At 66.4% G+C, this 18,067-nt stretch carries 16 protein-coding genes; 7 read left to right on the top strand and 9 right to left on the bottom strand.

Annotated elements, in window-relative coordinates; all coding sequences use genetic code 11:
* The first annotated feature begins 180 nt into the window (after positions 1–180).
* Genes KB879_RS26590 through waaA form a run of 3 tightly spaced genes read left to right on the top strand, consistent with a single transcriptional unit; the run spans position 181 to position 3,942 of the window.
* Entirely contained in the window at positions 181–1,566 is a 1,386-nt protein-coding gene (locus KB879_RS26590; protein ID WP_211980125.1) for a phosphomannomutase/phosphoglucomutase, read from the top strand.
* Positions 1,547–2,653: a lipopolysaccharide heptosyltransferase I gene (gene waaC, locus KB879_RS26585; protein ID WP_211980124.1), complete on the top strand. Its 1,107-nt coding sequence runs from the start codon at positions 1,547–1,549 to the stop codon at positions 2,651–2,653. Before KB879_RS26590 ends, waaC begins: the two co-directional genes overlap by 20 nt.
* A complete protein-coding gene (waaA, locus tag KB879_RS26580; protein WP_211980123.1) occupies positions 2,653–3,942 on the top strand; it encodes a lipid IV(A) 3-deoxy-D-manno-octulosonic acid transferase in 1,290 nt (429 codons plus the stop codon). The genes waaC and waaA overlap by 1 nt, the downstream gene beginning before the upstream one ends.
* Positions 3,943–3,950: 8 nt before the next feature.
* Here the strand turns inward: waaA and KB879_RS26575 are convergent, their stop codons facing one another.
* The gene (locus KB879_RS26575) at positions 3,951–5,042 is read right to left on the bottom strand and encodes a glycosyltransferase family 4 protein (RefSeq protein WP_211980122.1); all 1,092 of its coding nucleotides are present in this window, start codon (positions 5,040–5,042) and stop codon (positions 3,951–3,953) included.
* Positions 5,039–5,482 (bottom strand): O-antigen ligase, encoded by a 444-nt coding sequence (locus tag KB879_RS26570; RefSeq protein WP_249221195.1) that lies wholly within the window; start codon positions 5,480–5,482, stop codon positions 5,039–5,041. Before KB879_RS26570 ends, KB879_RS26575 begins: the two co-directional genes overlap by 4 nt.
* Positions 5,483–5,484: 2 nt before the next feature.
* Between KB879_RS26570 and KB879_RS26565 the strand changes: the two genes are divergently transcribed.
* Positions 5,485–6,744: an IS256 family transposase gene (locus KB879_RS26565; protein WP_211979453.1), complete on the top strand. Its 1,260-nt coding sequence runs from the start codon at positions 5,485–5,487 to the stop codon at positions 6,742–6,744.
* 12 nt (positions 6,745–6,756) lie between these two features.
* On the opposite strand, the gene KB879_RS26560 is transcribed toward KB879_RS26565, so the two are convergent.
* Positions 6,757–7,722: an O-antigen ligase gene (locus tag KB879_RS26560; RefSeq protein ID WP_249221194.1), complete on the bottom strand. Its 966-nt coding sequence runs from the start codon at positions 7,720–7,722 to the stop codon at positions 6,757–6,759.
* Between the two features lie 354 nt (positions 7,723–8,076).
* Between KB879_RS26560 and KB879_RS26555 the strand changes: the two genes are divergently transcribed.
* Entirely contained in the window at positions 8,077–8,901 is an 825-nt protein-coding gene (locus KB879_RS26555) for an META and DUF4377 domain-containing protein (protein WP_211980121.1), read from the top strand.
* Positions 8,902–8,969: 68 nt separating this feature from the next.
* Here KB879_RS26555 and KB879_RS26550 read toward each other — a convergent pair whose 3' ends face one another.
* From KB879_RS26550 to KB879_RS26525, 6 genes are all read right to left on the bottom strand, one after another.
* Positions 8,970–10,487: a TolC family outer membrane protein gene (locus KB879_RS26550; protein WP_153956469.1), complete on the bottom strand. Its 1,518-nt coding sequence runs from the start codon at positions 10,485–10,487 to the stop codon at positions 8,970–8,972.
* Between the two features lie 75 nt (positions 10,488–10,562).
* On the bottom strand, positions 10,563–10,886 hold the full coding sequence (locus KB879_RS26545) for a rhodanese-like domain-containing protein (protein ID WP_211980120.1): 324 nt from the start codon (positions 10,884–10,886) through the stop codon (positions 10,563–10,565).
* A 13-nt stretch (positions 10,887–10,899) separates the two neighbouring features.
* On the bottom strand, positions 10,900–11,553 hold the full coding sequence (locus KB879_RS26540; protein WP_211980119.1) for a protein-L-isoaspartate O-methyltransferase: 654 nt from the start codon (positions 11,551–11,553) through the stop codon (positions 10,900–10,902).
* A 113-nt stretch (positions 11,554–11,666) separates the two neighbouring features.
* A complete protein-coding gene (locus tag KB879_RS26535; protein ID WP_211980118.1) occupies positions 11,667–14,903 on the bottom strand; it encodes an efflux RND transporter permease subunit in 3,237 nt (1,078 codons plus the stop codon).
* Between the two features lie 11 nt (positions 14,904–14,914).
* The gene (locus tag KB879_RS26530) at positions 14,915–16,024 is read right to left on the bottom strand and encodes an efflux RND transporter periplasmic adaptor subunit (RefSeq protein ID WP_211980117.1); all 1,110 of its coding nucleotides are present in this window, start codon (positions 16,022–16,024) and stop codon (positions 14,915–14,917) included.
* A gap of 2 nt (positions 16,025–16,026) precedes the next feature.
* Positions 16,027–16,842 (bottom strand): TetR/AcrR family transcriptional regulator, encoded by an 816-nt coding sequence (locus KB879_RS26525; RefSeq protein ID WP_211980116.1) that lies wholly within the window; start codon positions 16,840–16,842, stop codon positions 16,027–16,029.
* A gap of 268 nt (positions 16,843–17,110) precedes the next feature.
* Between KB879_RS26525 and KB879_RS26520 the strand changes: the two genes are divergently transcribed.
* On the top strand, positions 17,111–17,416 hold the full coding sequence (locus tag KB879_RS26520) for a YkgJ family cysteine cluster protein (protein WP_211980115.1): 306 nt from the start codon (positions 17,111–17,113) through the stop codon (positions 17,414–17,416).
* Positions 17,417–17,457: 41 nt separating this feature from the next.
* Complete coding sequence (locus tag KB879_RS26515) at positions 17,458–18,018, top strand: DUF1439 domain-containing protein (RefSeq protein WP_211980114.1); 561 nt, start codon at positions 17,458–17,460, stop codon at positions 18,016–18,018.
* Positions 18,019–18,067: the final 49 nt, after the last annotated feature.

Genomic DNA, 18,067 nt, shown 5'->3' with positions numbered 1-18,067 from the left:
ATCCGGCGGTTCAAGGTGTGCACATTAGTGCATTGTGTGCGCCTTGACGTCGCAATCCAGTGTCCTTCCTCAATCTCGACGGTTACTGCGGTTGCACAATCCGGCACAATGCTGCTTTGCACACATTGGCGGTATCGACGCTGTCCTGTCGTAAACACGCATTCAACCATCGTAACGCTCATGCAAATTGACTCATCGATTTTCAAGGCCTATGACATTCGCGGCATCGTTGGCAAGACGCTGACGCGTGAAGCTGCGCGCTTCATCGGTCTCTCCTTCGGTTCCGCCGCGGTTGACCTGGGCGAAAAAACCATCGCCGTAGGCCGCGACGGCCGTCTCTCCGGCCCCGACCTCATCTCCGGCCTGGTAGAAGGCCTCCGCGCCGCCGGCCTGGACGTGATCGACATCGGCCTGGTAGCCACCCCCATGGTTTACTTCGCCACCAACATCGAGATCGACGGCGTCCGCCCGACCTCCGGCATCATGGTCACCGGCAGCCACAACCCGCCGGACTACAACGGTTTCAAGATGGTGCTCGCCGGCAAGGCGATCTATGGCGAGCAGATCCAGGCGCTGCGCCAGCGGATCGAAGCCGGCAATTTCACCAGCGGTGCCGGCACCTACAAGCAAGTCGATGTGCGCCAAAAGTACCTCGACCGCATCATCAGCGACGTCAAGCTGGCCCGTCCGATGAAGGTTGCCCTGGATGCCGGCAACGGCGTGGCCGGCGCGTTCGTGGGTGACCTGTTCCGTGGCCTGGGCTGTGAGGTGACTGAGCTGTTCTGCGACGTGGACGGCAACTTCCCGAACCACCACCCTGATCCCGCCCATATCGAGAATCTGCAGGATCTGATGAAGGCCCTGCGCGAGACGGACTGCGAGCTCGGCCTGGCCTTCGACGGCGATGGCGACCGCCTTGGCGTGGTGACCAAGGACGGTCAGGTGATTTTCCCGGACCGCCAGCTGATGCTGTTTGCCGAGGAGATCCTGTCGCGCAACCCCGGCGCGCAGGTGATCTACGACGTCAAGTGCACCGGCAAGCTGGCCCCCTGGATCCGCGAGCACGGCGGTGAGCCGCTGATGTGGAAGACCGGCCATTCTCTGGTCAAGGCCAAGCTGAAGGAAACGGGCGCGCCGATCGCGGGCGAGATGAGCGGTCACGTGTTCTTCAAGGACCGCTGGTATGGCTTTGACGATGGCCTGTACACGGGGGCGCGCCTGTTGGAGATCCTGTCGCGCCACGCGGATCCGAGCGCGGTGCTGAATGCGCTGCCGAATGCCAACAACACGCCGGAACTGCAACTCAAGTGTGCCGAGGGTGAGCCGTTCACGCTGCTGGACCAGATCAAGGCGAACGCGAAGTTCGAAGGCGCGCGCGAGGTGATCACCATCGACGGCGTGCGCGTGGAATATGCCGATGGCTTCGGCCTGGCGCGCCCGTCCAACACCACGCCGGTGGTGGTGATGCGTTTCGAGGCGGACAACGACGCCGCACTGGCGCGTATCCAGGCGGAGTTCAAGCGCGTGATCCTGGCAGAGAAGCCGGATGCTCAGCTCCCGTTCTGAGCGCGCGACGGTGCCGGCGGCATCGTCGGACGCGGCCGGTGTGGTGCAGCCCACGCCGGCCGCGGTGCCTTTCACACTGCCGGAACGGCCTCGCATCCTGCTGGTCAAGGTGTCGTCGCTCGGTGACGTGGTGCACAACATGCCGCTGGTGCACGATCTGCGCGCGCGATGGCCGGGCGCCGAGATCGACTGGGTGGTGGAAGAGGGCTATGTCGAGCTTGTCCGGCTGTTGCCGGAGGTGCGCCGGGTAATTCCGTTCGCGCTGCGGCGCTGGCGCAAGCGCATCCTGCAGGGCGGCACCTGGCGCGAGGTGGGCGAGGTGCGTGACGCGTTGCGCCAGGAGCGCTATGACGCGGTGATCGAGAGCCAGGGTTTGCTCAAGACTGCGGTGGTCGCGCGCGTGGCCGCGCGGGCGCCCGGTGCGCCGATTATCGGGCTGGGTAATGCCACGCAGGGCTCTGGCTATGAGCCGGCGGCGCGGCTGCTATACACCGATCCGGTGCGGGTGCCGCGCCAGACGCATTCGGTGCGGCGCTCGCGCTTGCTGGGCGCTGCGCTGACCGGGCTTGCGCCGGCGGAGCCGCCGCAGTTTTTCGGGCCTGCCGCGCAATCGCTGCATATTGACGATCCGCTGTGGGGCGACTTGCCGGCGCGCTATGCCGTGTGCTTCCATGCGACTGCTGGCGCGCGCAAGAAATGGGCGGTGCAGAACTGGCATGCGCTGGGCAAGCGGCTGGCTGATGAGGGTCTGGTGATGTTGCTGCCGTGGGGCAATGACAAGGAACGCCAGGCTGCCGAAGAGATTGCTGCCGGTGTGCCGCAGGCGAGGGTGTTGCCGCGTTTCTCGGTGATGCAGGGTTTCGGGCTGATCAACCGGGCCGAGGTGGTGATCGGGGTCGATACGGGCCTGGTCCACATTGCCGCGGCGTTGTGCCGGCCGACGGTGGAGATCTATACGGCCACGTGGCGCTGGAAGACTGAGGGCTACTGGTCCGGGCACATCGCCAATGTCGGTGACGACGGCATCGTGCCGTCGGTCGATGAGGTCTACGACGCGGCTTGCCGCGTGCGCGGAGTGGCTGCCTGATGCTGCGTTTGCTCTATAGCATGTTGTGGGTGATGGTGCTGCCGCTGGCGCTGCTGCGGCTGGCCTGGCGTGCGCGCAAGGAGCCGGGCTACGTGCAGCATGTCGGCGAGCGCCTGGGTGTCTACGGCAGCCTGCCACGGAAAGGTCCGTGGCTTTGGGTCCACGCGGTGTCGGTGGGCGAGACCCGCGCGGCGCAGCCGCTGATCGACGCGCTGCTCGGCGCCTATCCGCACCACCGCCTGCTACTGACGCACATGACGCCGACCGGCCGCCAGACCGGCGCCCAGTTGTTCGGCAAGGAGCCGCGCATCCTGCAGTGCTACCTGCCGTATGACCTGCCATGGCTGGTAGGGCGGTTCATGCGATATTTCCGGCCGCAGGCGGGCATGCTGATGGAGACGGAGGTGTGGCCCAACCTGGTGCGCGGCGCGCGCAAGGCCGGAGTGCCCCTGTTCCTGGTCAATGCGCGCCTGTCGCCGCGCAGCTTCCGGCGCACGGCGCGGTTTGGGCGCGCGGCGGCGGTTATGTATGGGGATTTTGCGGGCGTGCTGGCGCAGACGGCGGGTGATGCCGATCGCTTTCAGGCGCTGGGCGTGCCGGCGGTGCAGATCACGGGCAACCTGAAATTCGATATGCAGCCGGCGCCGGCAGGCGTTGCGCTGGGTGAGCAGTTGCGCAAGGTCTTTGGCGCGCGTGCGGTGCTGGCAGCCGCCAGCACGCGTGAGGGAGAGGAGCCGATGTTGCTCGACGCCTTCTCCCGTTGGCAATCACTGGCGGGCAATTTCCCGCGTCCCGCTCTGCTGCTGATCCCCCGTCACCCGCAGCGCTTCGATGAAGTCGCCGCAATGGCGGCGCGTGCGGGGTTCTCGGTCGAGCGCCGCAGTGCACTGGATCTTGACGGCATCCAGTCGTCGCTGACTGCCGATATCGTGCTGGGCGATTCGATGGGCGAGATGGCAATGTACTTTGCTGCGTCGGATCTCGCCTTTATCGGTGGCAGCCTGTTGCCGCTCGGGGGGCAGAATCTGATCGAGGCCTGCGCGGTCGGCACGCCGGTACTGGTTGGCCCGCATACCTTCAACTTTGCGCAGGCGACGGAAGACGCGATTGCCGCGGGCGCTTGCCTGCGCGTCGACAATGCCGATGCGCTGATGCGCACCGCAGCAAGCGTGCTGGCCGATCCGGCCCGGCTGGCCGATATGCGCGCGCATGCGCAGACCTTTGCGGGCCTGCATCGCGGCGCCACCGTCCGCACCCTCGCTGCGCTGGCCCCGGCGCTGGAGGGCTGATCCGGTGCTTACCCTGGTGCCTTGACCAGGGCCTCCCACTGCAGGGCAAGCCGCTCCAGCGTGAAATGGCTTGCCTTGTGGCGGCCACCGTCGCCAAGGCGGCTCGCCAGTTCCGGTTGGCGGATCACCGTCAGCAGCGCCTTGGCCAGCGCATCGGCATCATCCGCTGCAACCACCAGCGCATCCTGCCCCGGGGTGAGCAGTTCGCGGGGTCCGGTCTCGCAATCGGTCGATACGATCGGCAGGCCAAAGGCCATTGCTTCGATCAGCACCAGTCCGAATCCCTCATAGCGCGAACTCAGGCAGAAGACCGATGCACGCCCGTAGGCCTGCGCCGGATCCTGGCAGATACCCGGCAGGCTGGCCCGGTCTTGCAGTTGCAGCTGGCCGATCAGGGCAGTGAGGGCAGGGCGCTCTTCGCCTTCGCCGTGGATGACCAGTTGCCATGCCGGTTCCGCTTCCGCCACCTTCTGCCAGGCGCGCAGCAAGACATCGAAGCCTTTCGCCGGAACCAGCCGGCCCATGGCCAGCACGGTCTTCTGCATGCGTGGCGCGGATTCGGCCGGCATCGGAAATGGCAGCGGATTCGGCAGGCAGACGACCTCGCTGCGCGGCCGCAGTGCCTCAAGCCAGCGGCGGCGGTCCCGCTCTGTCAGCACGACTACCTGCCGGCAGAACTGCGCGGCCAGTCGCCGAGCCACCTTGCGCGCCGGCCTGCCGAGATCCTCGTCGAAATGGCAATGCTCCCACGCGATATGGTGCAGGCCCAGGCCGAGGGTGGCAGGCAGCACGAAGAGTTCGAGCATGGTGTCGACCTGTACCAGCACATCGATGTGATGCGCGGTGCAGTGCCTGCGGATGCCGGCGACAGTAGCAAAATAGGCGCGTTTGAAGGAGGGCCGTTGCGCGAACAGCGCTTCATGGCGCACGCGTGGATGCAACGGAAACTGGCTGGCAACGTCCCAGAGGCTCAGGATAGTGACATGGTGGCCAAGGTCGGCCAGCGCATTGGCGATCGTTGCGGTCATCCGTTCCGCACCGGCCATCGCATTCAAGGTGCCGGTCAGGAAGCAGATGTGCCGTCGTGAGTCCTGGCTCAACTGGCCGCCTGCGCGGGCAAAGCGTCCTTGCGCGCAACCACATAGGCGAAGCACACGGCCATGATCAGGCTGTAGAAGGCATTTACCAGGGTCGTGGCGAACATGACCTCGGTCAGGCCGAACACCATGAACCCGCAGCACAGGGCCAGGCCCATGGCGCTGGCGACTTGCGTGCCCCGGTCTGCATTGCCAAGGTGGCGCAGGAAGAAGGCGGCCGGTACCAGATACAGAGCAAGGATTGCCAATAGGCCCGGGATGCCGAGCGTGGCCGTAGCATGCAGGAGTTCATTGTGTGAATGCGGCATGGTGGCAGCGAGCGGGGAGATCACGTGCTGCGCCCCAAGCGTTTCCAGGGTCTGCTCGAAGTTCTCCGGCCCCACGCCGGTCCAGGACCTGTCAGAAATTTTGTGTTTAGGGCATAACATGTCGATAAGGAGCATGTATGCCACGCAAGACGAAAACCAGCCAAGCCGCAGACCGTGAGCTGCCGGCCATTCCCGAGGACCTGATCGCCCATTTCGTGAAGGGCCCCATGACCGCCGAGGCGGTTCAGGACGCCTCGATGGCGTTCAAGAAGGCCCTGATCGAGCGCGCCTTGGGCGCCGAGCTCGGCCATCACCTGGGCTACCAGCCGGGCGCGGAGCGCCCGGCCGGCACGGCCAACCAGCGCAACGGCAAGAGCGCCAAGACCGTCCTGACCGAGGATGGCCCGCTGAGGGTGGACATCCCGCGCGACCGCGATGGCAGCTTCGATCCGATCCTGATTCCCAAGCACGAACGGCGCTTCACCGGGTTCGACGACAAGATCATCGCCATGTACGCCCGTGGCATGACCGTGCGCGAGATCCAGGCGTTTCTGGCCGAACAGTACGGCACCGAGGTCTCGCCCGAGTTCATCAGCTCGGTGACCGATGCAGTGATGGACGAAGTCACTGCCTGGCAGGCCCGCCCGCTTGAGGTGATGTATCCGGTCGTGTTCTTCGACGCGCTGCGGGTCAAGATGCGTGAGGACGGCGTGGTGCGCAACAAGGCCGTCTACCTGGCCTTGGGCGTGCTGCCGGACGGCACGCGCGACATCCTGGGCCTGTGGATCGAGACCACCGAAGGTGCCAAGTTCTGGATGAAGGTGTTCAACGACCTGAAGACCCGTGGCACCCGGGACATACTGATCGCGGTGACCGATGGTCTTAAGGGCATGGAACAGGCCCTGGCCGCGGTGTTCCCGAACACCACGCTGCAGACCTGCATCGTGCATCTGATCCGGAACAGTTTGGAGTACGCCAGTTGGAAGGAGCGCCGGGCCGTGGCTGCGGCGCTCAAGCCCGTGTACACCGCGCCCACCGTGGAGGCTGCGCTGGCCGAGCTGGCGGCCTTCGAGCAAGGGGAATGGGGCAAGCGGTACACCCCGATCGCCGCGTCCTGGCGTCGCGCGTGGGACCAGGTGATCCCGTTCTTTACGTTCCCGCCGGCGATCCGCAAGATCATCTACACGACCAACGCGATCGAGAGCGTCAACGCCCAACTGCGCAAGATCATCAAGACGCGGGGTCACTTCCCCAGCGATGAAGCGGCGACCAAGCTGCTGTGGCTGGCCCTGCGCAACATCACCGGGAAGTGGGGCAGTTCAACGCATGACTGGAAGGCTGCCATGAACCAGTTTGCAATCCTCTACGAGGAGCGCTTCACCCATCCACATCGTTGAGATAATGCTGGCTCACCGGTCGAAATGACGATGAGCCTTTAACTGCCCTGCACACAAAAAAACTGACAGGCCCCCGGTCCAAGGGTGAGCCCGCACCATCTGGAGCGATGCTCGCCACAGCTGTAGCCGTATCCCGATCGACGTGTCCGGTGTTACATGGTGATCAAATTGAGACAGTTCGGATACAACCTCTGTCGTGCGCTGCTGCACCCAAGCGCTGCCGAACCAAGTGAGGGCCATGAGACCAGCCAGTCCGACGAGGGCAGCCGCCTTGTGTAAGCGAGTCAATCTGCGTGATGCTGCCAACGCAATGATCGCCAGCACGGGGATGGCGATCCAGCCGCCACGCGTGCCGCTCATGTATGAGGCGTACAGGCCGGCAAAGCCGGCCAGCAGCTTCATGCCCGATTGCAGATAGTCTCTGGGACGATCCCATCCAATTGAAATCAGGGCGAGTATCCCCATCAGCATGGAAAGATTGCTAAGGGGAATGATATTGGAAGAGCCTACGTGAGCTGGGCGACCGGCAGCTGCCGCCTCGTGAATCCAGGCGGCGGAAAGAAGTGCGCAGACCACGAAACCCCACTGCACACTCCGCATCCCACCCCTGCCAAGCCGTACCATCCCAAAAACCAACGGAATGAACAAAGCAAAGCGCAGGTACAGGTAAGAAACATGCGGCTCCTCCGCCCCCGCCAGCAGTTGCTGCAGCAGCACCGCAAGCGGAAGCGCCGCCATGGCCAGCATGAACAGCCAGTATCGGCGCAGCAGCGCGCCACATTCCGCCCGGCCCGCGCGCCCGCCGGCAACGAGAGTGATGGCGCTCCAGCCGAGCAGGAGTCCATAGCAGAGGTTGCTAACCGTCGGCTTGACAAACATCAGCGCAGGGAACGCAGCCAGGACGGCACAGGCGGCCAGGTACAGAGCTTTGTCGACCCCATACGATTGGGATCTCTGCAATCTCGTCATCAAGAGCATGGAGAGAGGTTTCCGGAGGAAGGGTTGTGCACTCGGGATGCGGGCCGATCCATCCTTCTTATTATTGTTGCCGCCTGTTGAGCAGCGGAGCCTGTCGGTCACATTGCTGCGCCGGGCGAGGCAATTATATCGGATGGTCAGGGTGGAATTTCTTGACGTTCCGCATCCTAGCCCGCCGACGCGGTTGGGACGTTACAGGATGTATGTGATTTAATCGGTGCTTGACCGGGCTTTGGCGCAACCGCCTTGCTAAACTGATGTATCAGTAGGGGTGCACTTTTCGGCATGCCCTTTGTCAGATCTGTCGACTGCATCCATGCGGCCGTCTTGAGCGGCCTGTTACAGGAGTCCTTCATGCACAGCCGTACCAGCCTGTTCCCCTTCGCTCTGCCTGCCCGCAGCGCGGCCGCCTTGCTGGTGGCAACCGCGCTAGGTGCCTGCACGACCGCGACAGCACCGGACCTCCCCTCCGCTGGCACCAACCTCAACCAGACCCAACCCTCCGGCCCCAGCCGCTGGGAACTGGTGCGCTGGCAGCAGCCCGACGGCGCGTTGCGCGATATCCCGCACGGCGACAACGGCCAGCCCATCATTTTTGAGTTCAATGAGGGCATAGACGCCGCGCAGGGTACGGTCAGCGGCACCAGTGGCTGCAACCGCTTTACCGGCAGCTACGGCAAGACCGATACCGGCATCCGCTTCGACCGCATTGCCGGCACGCGCATGGCTTGCCCGCCGCCGCGCATGGAACTGGAGTCGGCCCTGCTCAAGGCGATGCAGACGCCGTTTGCCACGGTCGGCACGCAGCCGTCGGCGGGCAGCACGGGTCGGCAGATCATCTGGAAGACTGCCGGCGGCGACCTGCTGCAGTTTGTTGAGCGCGAAGGCCTGGGCAAGCGCGGTGCGAACGTGGACGCCGGGGGCGTGGAGAAGGTGGTCTACATCGATTCGCAGCGCGTGGAGTGCTCTGGCGTGGGCAAGATGACGTGCTATCGCTGGCGCGAATCGCCGGAGGCGCCGTGGCAGCTCTGGTATGGCCCGATCGAGGGGCTGGACTTTGAGCCGGGCGTGGCCTACAAGCTGCGCGTGCGTGAGTACCAGGTGCCGAACCCGCCGGCGGATGCGTCGTCGATCCGCTGGCAGCTGCTGAAGGTGGAGTCGCGTACGCGGGCGAACTAGGGCGCGACGTCGTTTATGCAAATGGGCCGCAATTGCGGCCCATTTGCGTTGCGGCGCGCTGCGGAGGATCAGGTGCGCGGTGCGCCGGCAGGCGTGGCTTCGCGCCGCGTGCCGCGGCGCTCGACCGAGGCGCGCGGGGTTGCCGGGGCCCTGGCGCCGGCCTGGGCGGGCGCGGGCAGCTTGTACAGCGCACCGGGCGACGAGGTCAGCAGGGTGTTGATCTGCACCACGTCGGCTTCCTGCAGCACGCCAGTGGAGGCCTTCAGCCTCAGGCCGTTCATGATGGTGTCGTAGCGGGCTTTGGCGAGGTCGCGCCGGGTGGAGAACAGTTGCGCTTCGGCGTTCAGCACGTCGATATTGATGCGCACGCCCACTTCATAGCCGAGCTGGTTGGATTCCACCGCGCTGGTGGCCGAGCGTTCGGCGGCTTCCAGGGCCTTGACCTGGGCTAGGCCGTTGGACACGCCGGAGTAGGTCTGGCGTGCCGTCTGCGCGGCGGTGCGGCGCGCGAATTCCAGGTCGCTGGCGGCCTTGTCGGCCAAGGCCAGGGTCTCGCGCACGCGCGACTGGATCTGGCCGCCGGCGAAGATCGGCATGGTCAGTTGCACGCCGATCTGCGAGGCGTTGTAATGGGTGGAGATCGCCTGCGTGGCGCTGCCGGTCTGGTTGGTGAAGCCGTATGACGCCACCAGATCGACCGAGGGCAGGTGGCCGGCCTTGGCCTTGTTGGTCTCGCGCTGGGCGGTTTCCAGGTTGTAGCTGGCCAGGTTCACCTGCAGGTTGCTGGTCTCTGCCTGCGCGGCCCAGGCGTTGACGTCGGGCGGCTGCGGGCCAGGGATGGGCGCCTCGGGACGCAGGCCCAGCACTTCGTCGACCGGCTTGCCGGTGATCTGCTGCAGCGTGGCGCGCTTGATCTCCAGGTCGCTCTGCGAGGCGATCTCGGTCGAGGTGGCCAGGTCGTAGCGGGCCTGGGCATCGTTGGTGTCGGTGATGGTGGCGGTGCCGACTTCGAAATTGCGCTTGGCTTGCTCCAGCTGCTCGGAGATGGCCTTTTTCTGCGCGCGTGCCAGGTAGAGGTTGTCCTGTGCCGCCAGCACGTCGAAGTAGGCCTGCGCGCTGCGGGTGATCAGGTCGAGCTCGGCCTGGTGGAAGCTGACTTCGCCGGCCAGCGACGCCAGTTCGCCCTGCTTGTAGGTTTCCCAGCGGTCCCAGCGGAACAGCGGCTGGCTCAGTTGCAGCTGCCAGTTGTTGTTGTTGAAGAAGCGCGTGCCGGAGGCGCTGGCCCCGGCGCCGACCGGCAGCGAAGCCGTCTGGTCGAGCTTGGTGCGGTTGGCGCCCGCGGTGCCAACCACCTGCGGCAGCAGCCCGGCGCGGCCCTGGGGCAGCCGCTCGCGCGTGGCCAGCAGCTGCGAGCGCGCGCTGGCAAACTGCGCGTCATTGGCTTGCGCATCGCGATAGACCTGCAGCAGGTCGGCCGCGCTTGCCGGTGCCGCCGGCAGCATGGCCAGCAGCGGGGCAAGCAGGGAAACCGCGATCGCCAGGCGTGTCCGGATCACTCCGGGCAGGGCGTTGGGCGCAAACGTCATGAAAACTCCAGGTTGCCGGGGCGCGGCCGCGGCTACAGTCGATTCTTCTTGGTGTTGCTGTGCTGGACTGCCGCTTCAGTACTTCGGCATGGCCGGGTCGACATCGCTGGCCCAGGCGTCGACGCCGCCGGTCAGGTTGTAGACCCTGGCGTACCCCTGGCGCTCCAGGTAGGCCGCCACCTGCATGCTGCGTGCGCCGTGGTGGCAGATACAGACGATGTCGGCGTCTTCGTCCAGTTCGGCCGCGCGCGCGGGGATGTCCCGCATCGGGATGTGGGTGATGCCGGGCATGGCGCAGGTCTGCACCTCCCAGCCTTCTCGCACGTCGAGCAGGACCGGTTTGGCGCGGCTGGCATCGGCCAGCCACTGGGCCAGTTCGGTCGCTTTGATGACCTGCATGGTGGATCCGTCCTCAGAACTGGAATTGCGACGGCCGGGCCGCGCCCTGCAGGGGCTTGACCGCGGTCTCGAACAGGTTGACGACCTGGTATTCGGTCTCGGACACGCGCGTGACCAGGCGCGCTTCCATCACCGGCAGCTCGCCGATGAAGGCGGCGATGCGGCCGCCCACCTTGACCTGCGACAGGATCGACTGCGGAATCGCCGGCAGCGAGCCCGAGATGCAGATCACGTCGTAGGACGCGGCGGCGCTCCAGCCGTCGGCGGCATTGCCTTCGGCCACGTCGACGTTGGTGACGCCGGCGTTGGCCAGGTTGGTGCGGGCCAGTTCGACCAGCTCGGGCACGATGTCAACGGTCAGCACGTGGCGCGCGCGGTTGGCCAGCAGGGCGGCCATGTAGCCGGAGCCGGCGCCGATTTCCAGCACGTTCTCATGCTTGCGCACGGCCAGGTCCTGCAGGATGCGGGCTTCCACGCGCGGGGCCAGCATGTTCTGCCCGGCGGGCAGCGGAATCTCCATGTCGACGAACGCCAGCGAGGCGTACGCGGCCGGGACGAACTGCTCCCGCTTGACCACCGCCAGCAGGTCCAGGATTTCCTGGTCCAGCACGTCCCACGGGCGGATTTGCTGTTCGATCATGTTGAATCGGGCTTTTTCGAGATCCATCTTGCCATTCCTTACCAATGCCAACCGCTGTCGGTCTGTGCGCCGGCCGCGCGGTGCCACGGCCGGACAGTCTTATCAAACCCTTTATTTTAACCTTGCAGACGCCGCCGGGCTCATTCCGCGCTGGCGTCCGCCGGGGCCGGCCGGTCCGGAGCCGCTTGCCGGCCGGGTGCGGGCGGGGCGTGCGCTGCGGGCCCGCTGGCCGCCTTGCCTTGCCACAGCCGGCGCAGCCAGGCCCCGAAATCATCAAGATACGTATAGATCACCGGCACCACCACCAGCGTCAGGATCGACGAGGTAATGATCCCGCCGATCACGGTCTGGCCCATCGGCGCGCGCTGCTCGGCGCCTTCGCCCAGGCTGAAGGCCAGCGGCACCATGCCGAAGATCATGGCCAGCGTGGTCATCAGGATGGGGCGCAGCCGCACGCGCGCGGCCTCCACCAGCGCCGCCTCGCGCGACAGCGGCTGGCGGCCGTCGGCGCCGTCGACATGGCCCTGGCGCGCCTGGTTGGCGAAGTCCACCAGCAGGATCGCGTTCTTGGTCACCAGCCCCATCAGCATGATGAAGCCGATGATCGAGAACATGTTCAGCGTCGAGCGGAACAGCAGCAGCGCCGCGAACACCCCGACCAGCGTCAGCGGCAGCGAGGTCATGATGGCGATCGGCTGGAAGAAGCTGGCGAACTGCGAGGCCAGGATCATGTAGATGAAGATCACCGCCAGCGCCAGCGCCGACACGGCGTAGCCGAAGGACTCGTTCATCGACTTGGTCGAGCCGCCAAAGCGGTACTTGTAGCCGGCCGGCCAGTTCATGCCGTCCAGCGCGGCCTTGACGTCGCGTGCGACTTCACCGGCAGAGCGCCCGGCCACGTTGGCGGTCAGCTCGACCTCGCGGTTCAGGTCGCGCCGGCTGATCTGGTTGGCGCCGGTGGTCGGCACCAGCTCGGCGATCTGGCGCAGCGGCACCATCCTGGGCGAGCCGTCGGCGTTGGTCTGGCTGCTCGCGATCATCAGCGCGCTCAGGTCGGCCATGCCGGTGCGCGCGTCCTTGGGCAGGCGCACGCGCACGTCGTAGTTCTCGTCATCGGGCGCGCGCCATGAGCTGATGGCGTCGCCGGCCAGCAGCGGGCGCAGGGCGTTGCCGATCTGCGCCACGCCCACGCCCAGGTCCGAGGCCAGCTCGCGCCGGATGCGCACCTCGATGGTGGGGCGGTCGTCCTTCATGCTCGAGTCCAGGTCGGCCAGGCCGCGGATCGCTTTCATGCGCGTGCCTGCTTCCCTGGACAGGCGCCGCAGTTCGTCCAGGTCATCGCCCTGGATCGATACCTGGATCGCCTTCTGGCCGCCGGCGCCGTCGGGCATGCCCACCATGGTCAGCGTGATGCCGGCAATGCCCGCCAGGCGCTGCCGGATCAGCGGGTTGAGCTGCGCGGTGGACAGCTGGCGCGAGCGCCGCTCGGTCAGGCGCACCGACACCAGCGCGTTGTTGCGGCCCGAGGCATTGCCCGAGTTGATGGTGGCGTAGGTGTAGGCCACTTCGGGGAAGGATTTCAGCGCGGCTTCCACCTGCCGCACCTTGGCTTCGGTGACTTGGATCGAGGTGCCCACCGGCGTGGTGAAGCCCACCTGGGTCTCGCCCAGGTCGGCATTAGGCACGAATTCCGTGCCGATCAGCGGCACCAGCGCAAAGCTGCCGAAGAAGGTCACCGCGGCGATGATGGCAGTGGCCAGCCGGTGCTTCAGCGCCCAGCCCAGCATGCCGGCATAGCCGTTGCCAAGCTTGTCCATCTTTGCCGAGAACCAGTCCAGCAACCGCCCCACCGTGCGCCCGTACCAGCTCTTCTTGTTGCCGGTGCCGTGCAGGTCCGGGTCGTGCCAGACCGACGACAGCATCGGGTCCAGCGTGAATGAGACGAACATCGAGATCAGCACCGCCGCGACAACGGTGATGCCGAACTGGTGGAAGAAGCGCCCGATGATGCCACCCATGAAGCCCACCGGCAGGAACACCGCCACGATCGAGAAGGTGGTGGCCAGCACCGCCAGCCCGATCTCATTGGTGCCGTCCAGCGCCGCGCTGCGGTGGTCCTTGCCCATCAGGTTGTGGCGCACGATGTTCTCGCGCACCACGATGGCATCGTCGATCAGCAGGCCCACGCACAGCGACAACGCCATCAGCGTGATCACGTTGAGCGTGAAGCCGCACATATACATCACGCCGAAGGTGCCGATCAGCGCAATCGGCAGCGTCAGCCCGGTGATCACGGTGCTGCGCCACGAACCCAGAAACAGGAACACGATCGCCACCGTCAGGAAGGCCCCTTCCAGCAGCGTCGATCGCACTTCCTTGACGCTGCTGCGGATGCCGCGCGCGGTGTCGTTGACCACGTTCAGCTGCACGCCGGCCGGCACCAGCTTGCGTGTTTCCTCGGCCATGCGCACCAGGCCGTCGACGGTATCGACGGTGTTCTGGCCCTGTGCTTTCACCACCGACAGGAACAGCGCGCGCTTGCCGTCCAGCAGTGCCAGGCTTTCCTGCTCTTCCTGGCCGTCGCGCACATCGGCAATCTCGCCCAGCGTGACCGGCTGGCCGGCGCGGCGCGCCACGATGATCTGGCGGAACGCCTCCGGCGTGGGCACGCGGCCCTTGATCTGCACCACCGTTTCCGTGGCCGAGGAACGCAACTCGCCCGCGGGCAGTTCCTGGTTCTCGTTGCGGATGGCGTTCATCACCTGGTCCACGCCGATCCCCAGCGCCTCGAGCTGCGCGGGCCGGATGCGGATCTCGACCTCGCGCTTGGTGCCGCCGACGATATTGATGGCGCCCACGCCGCGCACGGTCTCCAGCCGCTTGCGCACGATCTGGTCGGCGATGGTGGTCAGCTCGCGTTGGCTGCGGGTGGCGCCCGGTGCGTTGGAAACCGAGAGATAGAAGACCGGTGCGTCGGACGGGTCATAGCGCAGCACGCGCGGTTCCTTCACCTCGTCGCGGAACTGCGGGCGGATCAGCGCGATCTTGTCGCGCACGTCCTGCGCGGCCTGGCCGACGTCGACGCTCAGGTCGAACTTGATGACGACGACCGAGGTGCCCTGGTACGAATGCGAGAAGATCTCGTCGATGCCGGAGATAGTGTTGACGATCTCCTCGACCTTGCGCGTGACGTCGGACTCCACCGACTCGGGCGCGGCGCCCGGGTATTCGGTCTGCACCACCACCACCGGGAAGGTGATGTCCGGGAACTGGTCGACCGGCAGCCGCTGGTAAGAGAACAGCCCCACCACGATGAAGCCCATCATCATCATGGTGGCCAGCACCGGGTTGCGGATCGACAGGCGGGTGAACCACATGGCGCGGGTCCCTACGCCTTGACGCGCTTGACCTGGCTGCCGCTGCGCAGCGTGCCAAGGTTGTTGCGGACGATCTCGGTGCCGGCGTCCAGCCCCGAGACGATTTCCACCATGCCGCTGGCCTCGTCGCGGATGCCAAGCTGCACCGGGCGCTCGGCCAGCGTGTCCTTGTCGATGGCATAGACGAAGGCGCGCTCGCCTTCCGTGCGCACCGCCGAGGACGGCACTGCCACTACGCCGGCCCGCTCGCCCAGCACCAGCGCGCCGCGCGCGAACATGCCGGCGCGCAGCGTCTGGTCTGCATTCTCGACGCGGATATAGACCATGATGCTGCGCGTGCCCTGGCTGACGGCCGGGTTGATGCGTACCAGCTTGCCGGTAAAGCGGCCGGCGCCTTCCACGTCCAGCGCCACCGGCTGGCCGACCGCGGCGCGCGCCACGTCCGCCATCGGGATCGGTGCTTCCAGTTCCAGCACGCGCAGGTCGACCACGTCGACCAGGCGCGTATCCGGCGAGACCTTCTCGCCCGGCTGCACGGCGCGCGCGGCCACCATGCCATCGAGCGGTGCCTTGACCACGGTGTCGGCCAGCGCCTTCTGCGCCACCGCCAAGCCGCCCTGGGCGGCGTCAAGGTTGGCGCGGGCGACGTCCAGGTCGGCCTGGTACTTGTCGAACGCGGTCCTGGAGATAAAGCCCTTGCCGACCAGTTCGCGGTTGCGCTCCCAGGTCTGGCGCGAGTTCTCGAACTGTCCGCGCGTGGCCAGCATCTGGCCGCGCGCCTGCGCGACCTTGGCCTCGTACTCGGTGGGATCGATGCGCACGATCACCTGGCCGGCGCGCACCGGCTCGCCTTCGCGCACCAGCACCGTCTTGATCTCGCCGGAGACCTTGGCCTTGACCGAGGCCTGGTTTAGCGCACGCAGGCTGCCCGACAGCGGCAGCGACACCCGGAGGTCCTGGCGCGCAACGCTGACCAGGTCAGACTGCAGGAATTCCACCACGTTGAGCGTCTGGGCCGGCGCCTGCGGCTGGCGCGCGCTGCCGGCCTTGCGCACGGCGACCGTGGCGGTCAGCGCGATGGCGATGCAGGCGGCGGTGATCAGCAGGGTCTTTCGCTTCATGTTCAGGGGTCGGGTTGCGGCGCAGGGGGATCGGACTCAGTGTCGGCTTCCATGGCGGCGGCGCGTTGCGCCAGCACGTCGTCGCGGATGCGTTCCCAGATATAGGGGCCGGTCTGCGGCGGCAGCGGGCGATTGCGCGCGTCGCCGGTAGTCAGCCCGAACAGCAGCGTGTCCAGCAGGCCGTCCAGGAAGGCCTCCGGGTCGATGTCCTTCTCGGCGGTGGCGCGCAGCGCGCGCTGCCACAGCATCAGGAACACCAGCGGCGCACAGACCAGCGTCGTGGTGGGGTTGGCCGGCATCGCGCGGAATTCGCCGCGCGCCACGCCACGGGCCAGCACCTTGGCGAACAACTCGTCGCCCGGCATCATCACTTCCTGGTTATAGAAACGGGCGATGTCCGGGAAGTTGGCCGACTCGGCCATGATCAGCTTGGTCAGCCCCGCCACCGGCGTGGCGCCGATCAGGCCCCACCAGCCGCGCAGCAGCTCGCGCAACAGCTCGGGCGTGCTGCCGTCGTAGGCGTCGACCAGGTCGGAGCCGCGCGCCAGTGCCGGCACCAGGTTCTCGCGTACCACCGACTTGAACAGCTCTTCCTTATTGGCGAAGTAAAGATAGACCGTGCCCTTGGACACGCCGGCCGCGGCGGCCACGTCTTCCAGCCGCGTGGCCGCATACCCGCGCTCCACGAAGAGGTCGAGCGCCGCGGCCACCAGCTCTTGCGGGCGGGCGGCCTTGCGCCGGCTCCAGCGCGGCGTGTCGGCGTCCTTGTGAGGATCGGCGGGCGTTTTCACGGATGTCTTGCGGGTCCTGCGGGGCACGGGGGGCGGGTCGGAAAGTTAATAACTTGTCGGTCAGTAATGTAGATGAGCGCCATGGGAGGGTCAAGCACAGGCCAGCGACCCTCGGGAACACACCGAGACGGCCCTGAGGCTAAATTACGACTTGTGGCTTACGGTGCGCTTTTTCCGGCGGTGCGCGGGCGCGGCTTACTGCGTTTTCCTTTTCTTACAGGACGGCAGCGGCCCTTCGGGCACAATGTCCTCTTTGTGCTGGCCGCCTGGCGGCCACCCATCCTGAACCATCGTCATGAGTTGCCGGTCAGACCTTTCCTGCCGCGCGGGCTGCGGCGCCTGCTGCATCGCCCCGTCGATCGCCTCGCCGCTGCCCGGCATGCCTGGCGGCAAGCCGGCGGGCGAGCCGTGCGCGCAGCTGCTGCCAGACATGCGCTGCGCTGTGTTCGGCAGGCCGGACCGGCCTGTGTTCTGCGGCGGCCTGAAGCCGTCGGCCGAGATGTGCGGCGATTCGCGCGAAGCCGCGCTGCACTGGCTGACCCGGCTGGAAATCCTGACCGCGCCGCAGGCCACGCCCGGGCGGCCCGGTGCGCGCGCATGACGCCTGGTACGCGACCCGACTATCCCGCAATCGGAGGCAATATGATCCGGACTTCCCGACGGCGCTGGCTTGCCGCGGTAGGCGCGGCCACGCTGGCCGTGGTCCTGGCCGCCTGCGGCGCCTTCCGCAACGAATACACCTTCTCGCAAAGCCAGCTGCAGGCGGCGCTGGAGCGCAAGTTTCCGTTCAACAAGCGCTATATGGAGCTGTTCGACATCCAGCTGGCCAACCCGCAGCTGACGCTGGACCCGGCGCGCAACCGCGTCAACGTGCAGTTCGACGCCATGATCGACAACAAGCTGTTCTTCAGCCGGGCCCTGTCAGGGCGTTTTGCGCTGGACAGCGGCCTGCGCTATGACGAGCCCACGCGCTCGGTGGTGCTGCAGGACCCCGAGGTGCAGCGCTTCGACGTCCAGGGCATGCCCGCGCAGTTCTCGCGCCAGCTCAACGCCCTGGGCGGCATCCTGGCCGAGCAGCTGCTGCAGGGCTATCCGCTCTATACCTTCCGCGAAGACCAGCTGCGGGTTGCCGGCATGAATGTGGCACCCGGTACAATCACCGTTTTGCCCGACGGCATCAACGTCAAGATCAACCGCCCCTGACCGGGGCGCTCAAACAACAATCCAGGGCGGTCCCGGCGCGCATGCCGGG

It is taken from the genome of Cupriavidus sp. KK10, from assembly GCF_018223725.1.
GTDB lineage: Bacteria > Pseudomonadota > Gammaproteobacteria > Burkholderiales > Burkholderiaceae > Cupriavidus > Cupriavidus necator.
This window is presented reverse-complemented; position numbering and strand designations above follow the sequence as displayed.

What these genes read in the sequence shown, in the direction of transcription:
- KB879_RS26590 (WP_211980125.1), top strand. Translation starts at nt 181, where the DNA reads ATGCAAATTGACTCATCGATTTTCAAGGCCTATGACATTCGCGGCATC.
- waaC (WP_211980124.1), top strand. Translation starts at nt 1,547, where the DNA reads ATGCTCAGCTCCCGTTCTGAGCGCGCGACGGTGCCGGCGGCATCGTCG.
- waaA (WP_211980123.1), top strand. Translation starts at nt 2,653, where the DNA reads ATGCTGCGTTTGCTCTATAGCATGTTGTGGGTGATGGTGCTGCCGCTG.
- KB879_RS26570 (WP_249221195.1), bottom strand. Translation starts at nt 5,482, where the DNA reads ATGCTCCTTATCGACATGTTATGCCCTAAACACAAAATTTCTGACAGG.
- KB879_RS26565 (WP_211979453.1), top strand. Translation starts at nt 5,485, where the DNA reads ATGCCACGCAAGACGAAAACCAGCCAAGCCGCAGACCGTGAGCTGCCG.
- KB879_RS26560 (WP_249221194.1), bottom strand. Translation starts at nt 7,722, where the DNA reads ATGCTCTTGATGACGAGATTGCAGAGATCCCAATCGTATGGGGTCGAC.
- KB879_RS26555 (WP_211980121.1), top strand. Translation starts at nt 8,077, where the DNA reads ATGCACAGCCGTACCAGCCTGTTCCCCTTCGCTCTGCCTGCCCGCAGC.
- KB879_RS26550 (WP_153956469.1), bottom strand. Translation starts at nt 10,487, where the DNA reads ATGACGTTTGCGCCCAACGCCCTGCCCGGAGTGATCCGGACACGCCTG.
- KB879_RS26545 (WP_211980120.1), bottom strand. Translation starts at nt 10,886, where the DNA reads ATGCAGGTCATCAAAGCGACCGAACTGGCCCAGTGGCTGGCCGATGCC.
- KB879_RS26540 (WP_211980119.1), bottom strand. Translation starts at nt 11,553, where the DNA reads ATGGATCTCGAAAAAGCCCGATTCAACATGATCGAACAGCAAATCCGC.
- KB879_RS26535 (WP_211980118.1), bottom strand. Translation starts at nt 14,903, where the DNA reads ATGTGGTTCACCCGCCTGTCGATCCGCAACCCGGTGCTGGCCACCATG.
- KB879_RS26530 (WP_211980117.1), bottom strand. Translation starts at nt 16,024, where the DNA reads ATGAAGCGAAAGACCCTGCTGATCACCGCCGCCTGCATCGCCATCGCG.
- KB879_RS26520 (WP_211980115.1), top strand. Translation starts at nt 17,111, where the DNA reads ATGAGTTGCCGGTCAGACCTTTCCTGCCGCGCGGGCTGCGGCGCCTGC.
- KB879_RS26515 (WP_211980114.1), top strand. Translation starts at nt 17,458, where the DNA reads ATGATCCGGACTTCCCGACGGCGCTGGCTTGCCGCGGTAGGCGCGGCC.